The sequence below is a fragment of the Micromonospora mirobrigensis genome (assembly GCF_900091555.1).
GTDB lineage: Bacteria > Actinomycetota > Actinomycetes > Mycobacteriales > Micromonosporaceae > Micromonospora > Micromonospora mirobrigensis.
In genome coordinates this window covers 562884-569313 of sequence record NZ_FMCX01000004.1, presented here as the reverse complement: position 1 = coordinate 569313, position 6430 = coordinate 562884, and the positions used below count along the sequence as shown (strand labels likewise).

General features: G+C 70.7%; 6 protein-coding genes. 4 read left to right on the top strand and 2 right to left on the bottom strand.

Going from position 1 to position 6430, the window contains the following annotated elements:
• The first annotated feature begins 545 nt into the window (after positions 1-545).
• The 4 genes from GA0070564_RS17205 (at position 546) to GA0070564_RS29340 (ending at position 3662) form a co-directional block, all read left to right on the top strand.
• On the top strand, positions 546-1118 hold the full coding sequence (locus tag GA0070564_RS17205) for a DUF2087 domain-containing protein (protein WP_091609637.1): 573 nt from the start codon (positions 546-548) through the stop codon (positions 1116-1118).
• A 33-nt stretch (positions 1119-1151) separates the two neighbouring features.
• The gene (locus GA0070564_RS17200; protein ID WP_091609636.1) at positions 1152-1592 is read left to right on the top strand and encodes a hypothetical protein; all 441 of its coding nucleotides are present in this window, start codon (positions 1152-1154) and stop codon (positions 1590-1592) included.
• 142 nt (positions 1593-1734) lie between these two features.
• Positions 1735-3063: a Na+/H+ antiporter NhaA gene (gene nhaA, locus GA0070564_RS17195; RefSeq protein WP_091609635.1), complete on the top strand. Its 1329-nt coding sequence runs from the start codon at positions 1735-1737 to the stop codon at positions 3061-3063.
• Between the two features lie 428 nt (positions 3064-3491).
• Positions 3492-3662 (top strand): hypothetical protein, encoded by a 171-nt coding sequence (locus GA0070564_RS29340; protein WP_176730702.1) that lies wholly within the window; start codon positions 3492-3494, stop codon positions 3660-3662.
• 264 nt (positions 3663-3926) lie between these two features.
• Here GA0070564_RS29340 and GA0070564_RS17190 read toward each other — a convergent pair whose 3' ends face one another.
• Positions 3927-5201, bottom strand: coding sequence for a barstar family protein (locus GA0070564_RS17190; protein WP_245670077.1), 1275 nt, complete (start codon positions 5199-5201; stop codon positions 3927-3929).
• 215 nt (positions 5202-5416) lie between these two features.
• Positions 5417-6331: an alpha/beta hydrolase gene (locus GA0070564_RS17185; RefSeq protein ID WP_091609634.1), complete on the bottom strand. Its 915-nt coding sequence runs from the start codon at positions 6329-6331 to the stop codon at positions 5417-5419.
• Between the last annotated feature and the right edge of the window lie 99 nt (positions 6332-6430).

Genomic DNA, 6430 nt, shown 5'->3' with positions numbered 1-6430 from the left:
GACCCTGCGCGAGCTCTACGTCGAGAACCCCCGCTGGTGCGGGCTCGCCGTCGACTTCGAACCACGCCTGACCCGCCTCTTGCAGGCCGTCGCCGTCGGCCTCGTCGACGCCGGGAAGGAACCCGCGATCGCTTGATCCGCCGATCGCCCGACCATGTGTCGCGGCAATGGCCCGGCGCCACCTGAAACGGGTTGATCTCCTCCGCGTCGGCGGAACGTGCCGGCGGTCGGTCGAGCCCGGCTCATCTGGCCCTGCCCGATGCCCTTGGACTGGGCAAACTCAGTGGTAGCGGATTGCCGGCGATCGTGGCGGTGCGGTTCGCATGGTGGTACCTCCGGCCCGCTCGTGGTATCCCGACGCGGCTGGGTGACTAACTCATACAACGCCAGTACCCGTCCCGCTGAGCCCTCCTGAATGCCGTAACTGGCTTTCCGCCTTGCGTACGGGTTCAGCTCCTGCCGGGGCGGCCGGTGGCACTGGTGCGCTTCGGCGGCCGGCCGATAAGCGGGTGACGGCTCGGTCCGAAGCCGTTAGCGTCCCGCTCATGAGCCCTGATGTGATCCTCCGGTCGATCGCCGATCCCCGCCGCCTGCGCGCTCTTGCCGCCGTCGTGCTGGGCGCCCGGTCGATCGCCGACATCACGCGGGCCACCGGGCTGTCGCCGCGTGAGGCCGCTGCGGCGGTGCGCCGGTTGCAGCAGGCGGGGCTGGTGGAATCCGACGGCGCCGGGCTGCGCCCGGCGTACGAGAAGCTGCGGGCCGTGGCGGCCGACGATGGCGCCGTGGCGACGGAGTCCGACGTGCCGCAGCCCCTGCGACCCTTCGTCCGCGACGGCCGGCTCGTGTCGATGCCCGCGCAGCAGTCGAAGCGACGGGCGCTGCTCGAGCACCTCACCGAGGTCTCGTTCGACGCCGACGCCGTCTACTCCGAGCCGGAGGTCGACGACCGGCTGCGGCGCTGGTGCGAAGGCTCATCGGTCGACCATGTGAGCGTGCGGCGCTACCTGGTGGAGGCGGAGTTCCTGGTCCGCGCCGGTGGCGTCTATGCCCGGGACAGGGCGCGACTTCCCGCCGCGACCGCTGCCGAGCAGCACGTCACCGCCATGGGCCTGCGGTAGGCCCCTGACCCGTACGAAATGAGGACCGGTCGCGTGAGCAGCAACCACGTCGTCGTCATCCGCGGACTCGGGGGCTCCCGTGCGGCCGACGATGACCGCCCCGAGGAGCCGGGCCTGCGCCCCGGGTGCGTCCTGCTCGACCGGGGCATCCCGAACCTGATCGGCTTCGACCCGCTGCTCGGCGTACCCGTGCCCGTCCGGGTCACCGCCGCGGCGCGCAGGGTCCGCCACCGCAGGTGGGCGTTCGCCCCGCCGTCCTGGCCGGAGGCATACACCGTCGGCGGCGAGCCGGTCGCCGGCCAAGGGCGGCTCGGTGGGCAGGCGCGAGGTGATCGTCGTGACCCGGCGCGGCACCGCTGCACGCCGATCGCCGGATATCGGCGCCGCGACCTACGGCGAGGCGGTCCGTCCTGGGCCGGACGCAGGTCGCCCGCCGCTCGGGTGTACGCCCGCTTCGCCAAGCGCCACCGGTAGTCGGCCGCGAGGTGCCGCAGCGGCCCGGCCGCCTGCCGATGATCGATGTGTACGGCGTGACGTGCGGATAGGGTTGGTCGTGGTGTGCCGGGAAGCCTGGTCGGCGAGGCGATGACTGCTGCCCTGCCGACGAGGAGTTTCCATGACCGACCCCAACGGGCGAGGCGCCAGCCTCTTCGCCCGCCGCTCGTGGGGCGAGACCAGCCGCATCTCCGGCATCCTGCGCAAGGAGACCGTGGGTGGGGCACTGCTGCTCCTGGGGGCGGTTCTGGCGCTGATCTGGTCGAACTCCCCCTGGGCGGAGGGCTACCAGTCCCTGCGGGACCTGCGCGTCGGGCCGGCCACGCTGCACCTCGACCTCAGCCTCGCGACGTGGGCCGCCGACGGCCTGCTGGCAATCTTCTTCTTCGTCGCCGGGCTGGAACTCAAGCGTGAGTTCGTCGCCGGTGACCTGCGTGATCCCCGGCGCGCGGCGGTGCCGGTGGCCGCCGCGGTCGGTGGGGTGGTGGTGCCCGCGCTGCTGTTCGTCCTGGTCGCCGCGGGCGCCGGGGACGGCGCCGCGCGGGGTTGGGCCATCCCGACCGCCACCGACATCGCCTTCGCCCTCGCCGTCCTCGCCGTGGTCGGCCGGTTCCTGCCCTCGGCGCTGCGGACCTTCCTGCTGACCCTGGCCGTCGTCGACGATCTGCTGGCCATCGTCATCATCGCCGTCTTCTACACCTCGGACCTGGCGGTCGGGCCGCTGGTCGGCGCGCTGGTCCCGCTGGCGGTCTTCGGCCTGCTCGTCCAGCGCCGGGTGCGGTCCTGGTGGCTGCTGCTTCCGTTGGCGGTGGTGACCTGGGTGCTGGTGCACGAGTCGGGGGTGCACGCGACCGTGGCCGGGGTGCTGCTCGCGTTCACCGTCCCGGTGGTTCGCAGCGCCGCGGCCGGCGGGCCGGACGCCGGACCGGGGCTGGCCGAGCACTTCGAACATCGGATCCGTCCGCTCTCCGCCGGGGTCGCGGTGCCGGTCTTCGCGTTCCTCTCCGCGGGGGTGACCGTCGGTGGGCTGGCCGGCCTGGTCACCGCGCTCACCGACCGGGTGGCGCTCGGCATCGTGATCGGTCTGATCATCGGTAAACCGGTCGGGATCATGGCCGCCACCTGGCTGGTGTCCCGGTTCACCCGCGCCGATCTGGACGAGGGCCTGAACTGGCTGGACGTGCTCGGTCTGGCGTTGCTCGGTGGGATCGGGTTCACCGTGTCCCTGCTGATCGGCGAGCTGGCCTACGGACCGGGCAGCGAGCGCGACGACCACGTGAAGGTGGCGGTACTCACCGGTTCGCTGCTCTCCGCGCTGCTCGCGACGGTCATCCTGCGTGCCCGCACCCGCGTCTACCGGCGGGTCCACGAGGCGGAGACCATCGACCGTGACCAGGACGGCGTGCCGGACATCTACGAGCCCCGACACGGCCAGGCGTCCGGGAACTGAGCTGAGCCGCCGCCGGACCACCGCACGCGGCGGAACCGGGCCGGCTCCGACGACGGCGCGAGCGGCGCCGTCGACGGTGTGCGCCTGCCCCGGTACGCCAGTCCTGGGGTCTACCGCACCCTTCGTCCCGCCTTTCCCGTTCGTTCGGTGGAGAGCCGGGAGCGCTACCGGCCACCGGCGACGTCATGGCTCGCCATGCTCTCCTGCCGACCAGCTTCAGGACCTGCGCGAACCCGTCGTTGACGCGCAGCGGACCGGGTGTGCCTCCGGACCGCCGCTCAGGTGCCATCCCTCGCTGGTCCGCACCTTCCGCTTGGCTTCCAGAACCGCCACGTCCCGGTGATGCCGTCCCGGACAGGACCCGGCGGGCGCCGCAGGTGAGATGTTGGCCTCTTGGAGACCAGCAACCACGAGGAAGGGACGAGGACGTGACCGAACCGGAGGAGGAGCGGGAGAAGACCGGCAAGACCGACCAGGTTCTGTTCTCGCCCGACGGGGACCCGCACCACACCTTGGCTCAGGCGCCGCAACCCGACGAGCACCTGCCGGTGACCGTCACAGGTGGGGACGCGACCGAGATCGTCGACGACGAACGGTGACCGCCGCGGGCGTCGGACCGCCGCCGCCCGCGGTGGTCCGGCGGCGGTCGGTGAGCGCCCCACCGCCGCATCCGTCGGTGAGTCGACGATGCACGGTCGGCCGATGTGCGGGCGGCACCTGCGACTCGGAGCGGCGTCGACCCGACGCCCGGTCGACCCGCCGGACCCGGGCGCGGTACGGGTTTTGGCCGGGGCCGGGACGGTGCTCGGCGTCCGGGGAGACGGCGACGCCGATCGTCAACCCGTCAGTGCCACGCTCGTTGCTCAGCGCAGGTCGATCTCGACATCGTGTTGCGCGAAGATGCCGAGCAGATACTCCAGGGTGACCGCCGGTCCCAATCGCCGCCGGTCGTAGCCGGCGACGAGGTGTTCGCGGGCGACGGCCGAGTCGTGCCACACCAGCCGGAACGGTGTCCGTGCGCCGAACTTCCCGCAGAGGCAGTCGTCGAACGCGTCGAGGTTGCAGCCGAAGTATCCGCCTGGGCCGTTGATCGCCTCGCCGATAGCGCAGTAGAACCCTTCGATGTCGGTCACGAACCGACCGTCGAGGTCGTACGTGGTACCGGCCGGTCGGTCCGGCACATCAGACTGGTGGGCGAGCGCCACCAAGGCCCAGTGGTGGCGCAACCCCCGGTCGTAGCCGGCCCACATGTTCCTCTGGGCGGGCGGCCCGTTGTGCCAGTGCTCCACAATGCCGAGGATTCCCGTGGGCAGCGGTTCCTGTGGGTCGCTGTCGACGGTCACGTCGAGGAGCCCGACACCGAGCCGCGACGGCTCGCCTGCCGCGACCGTTCCCGACACCACGGCATCGATCACCCGGGCGGCCGAACCGTCGGCGGCGATCATGTGCGCCTCGGCGCGGATCCGGCGGCGGCGCAGGCTGGCCTTGGTCGATTGCCCGACCGCGTCGAGCGCGGCCAGCAACGGCGTTTCCGGCCGGCAGCCGAGCAGCCGGACCTGCGGCACCAGCGGTGCGGCTTGCTCGCGGAACACGCCAGTGACGTCCCGGCATGTGCCGTACGGCGTCTCGTCCTGCCCGAGGAGGACGAATTGGGTGATGCCGCCGGGACGTTCTACCGCCTCCGTGCGGTCGTAGACGTGGATGAACCCGTCGAGATCGATGTCCACGGTTCCCGGCAGCGTGCGGTTTGACCGTTGCCCGACCACGATCAGGTCGCCGAGGTCAGCGCCATGCCAAGGCGGCGGCATGCCTGGCGGTGGCGGAGGCGCCGTTATCGAGAGGTCACCCAGCCAGGCCCGTTCGGTGCCGAGTACCTCGGCTGGCAGCCGGTCGAGCAGGTCGGCAAGCGCGCCGTCCGGAGCGCAGCCGACGAGCGTGAACCGCTCCTGCGGCCGGGGTGGCAGGTCGACGAACAGTCCTTCGATCTCCGCACACAGTGCCAGCGGTCTGTCGTCCTCGTAGAAGCACTCAAACCCGACGTCGCCAAGGAGCAGCCAGCGCGGGCTGACCGAAAGGTCCCATGTCCACCGCCGCCGCTCCGCCGGATGGCCAGCCTCGGAACCGGCGCTCGTCGTCACGCCGCGACTCTATCGGTCGGCCGGACGGGATGAGGTGAAGCATCAGGTGAGGCCACGGTGTGAACCATCATGCGAGACCAGGCAGCGAGCACGCCCTTTGTCCAGACCCATAACATGCTTGACAGGTCAGTCTCGCGACGTGGATGGCACGGTAGACGACACGATCTTGTCGCTCTCTAGTGCTGTGACCGCATAGGTTCGCCGGGTTGGATGCCTTACAGGTTGTTGACGTAGAAGTTGGTGAGCCTTTCGACGGCGGCGTCGACGTATGCGGGCTCGTCGTACATCTCGTAGTGGCCGGCGCCGTCGATCACCATGAGGTCGACCGGGTTGGGGGCCAGTTTCCACAGCTGCGTGCCGGTGTCGTAGGAGCCGGTGTTGCCGATGCGTCCGGCGAGGATGACCTGCAGTGGCTGGGTCATGAGCTGATCGGCCAGGTGGAAGGCGTCATAGCCCAGCAGGAGGGAGTCGCTGCGCAGGAGGCGCCGGTTCGTGGAGTGTTCGTTGCCGCCGCGCTCGGTGCGGTAGTAGGTGACGGCCTGAGTGGTGTCGATGTCGGTCAGGCCCGCTGCGGTGGCGTCCTCGAGGGTGTCGGGCAGCCAGTTCACGCGGGTCATCTCGCCGGAGCGGGCCTCTTCGGTCCGTGCGTCCGCGAGGGCGTCGAGTGCTGCGGCCGGACCATCGGGGGAGAAGCTGCGGAACGCGGCGCCGATGTTGACGGGGACGACCGTGCCGACCGCCTTGATGCGGTGATCCGTGCGGGCGGTGTGCACGGCGTAGCCCCCACCGGCGCAGATGCCGAGGACGCCGATGCGCCGCGGGTCGATGCCGGGGGTCGCGGTGAGCGTGTCGATGGCGTAGGAGATGTCCTCACCTCGGCGGTAGGGGTCTTCGAGGTCGCGGGGCTCGCCCTCGCTCTGGCCCTGATGTGCGGGGTCGAGGACGAGCGCGGCGATGCCGCGGGCGGCGAGACGGGAGGCGTAGTTGGTGCCGATCTGCTCCTTCACGCTGCTGCCCGGGGTGGCGAGCACCACGGCGCGCAGCGGTGGGCTGCTGTCGGCGTTGTCGGGCAGGTGGAGGCTCGCGGCGAGGTTGATGGGACCGCGCGGGATCGTGAGGTGCTGAATCATGCCTGGCTTCCTTCGTGAGATTGTTGTTCCGTAGGAGTCCAGTACAAGACTGCATTTTGTACGAAACAAAACTAATACGAAACTGTACCGCATGGATGG

Coding starts and splice junctions, on each gene's coding strand:
- GA0070564_RS17205 (WP_091609637.1), top strand. CDS start 546: ATGAGCCCTGATGTGATCCTCCGGTCGATCGCCGATCCCCGCCGCCTG.
- nhaA (WP_091609635.1), top strand. CDS start 1,735: ATGACCGACCCCAACGGGCGAGGCGCCAGCCTCTTCGCCCGCCGCTCG.
- GA0070564_RS17185 (WP_091609634.1), bottom strand. CDS start 6,331: ATGATTCAGCACCTCACGATCCCGCGCGGTCCCATCAACCTCGCCGCG.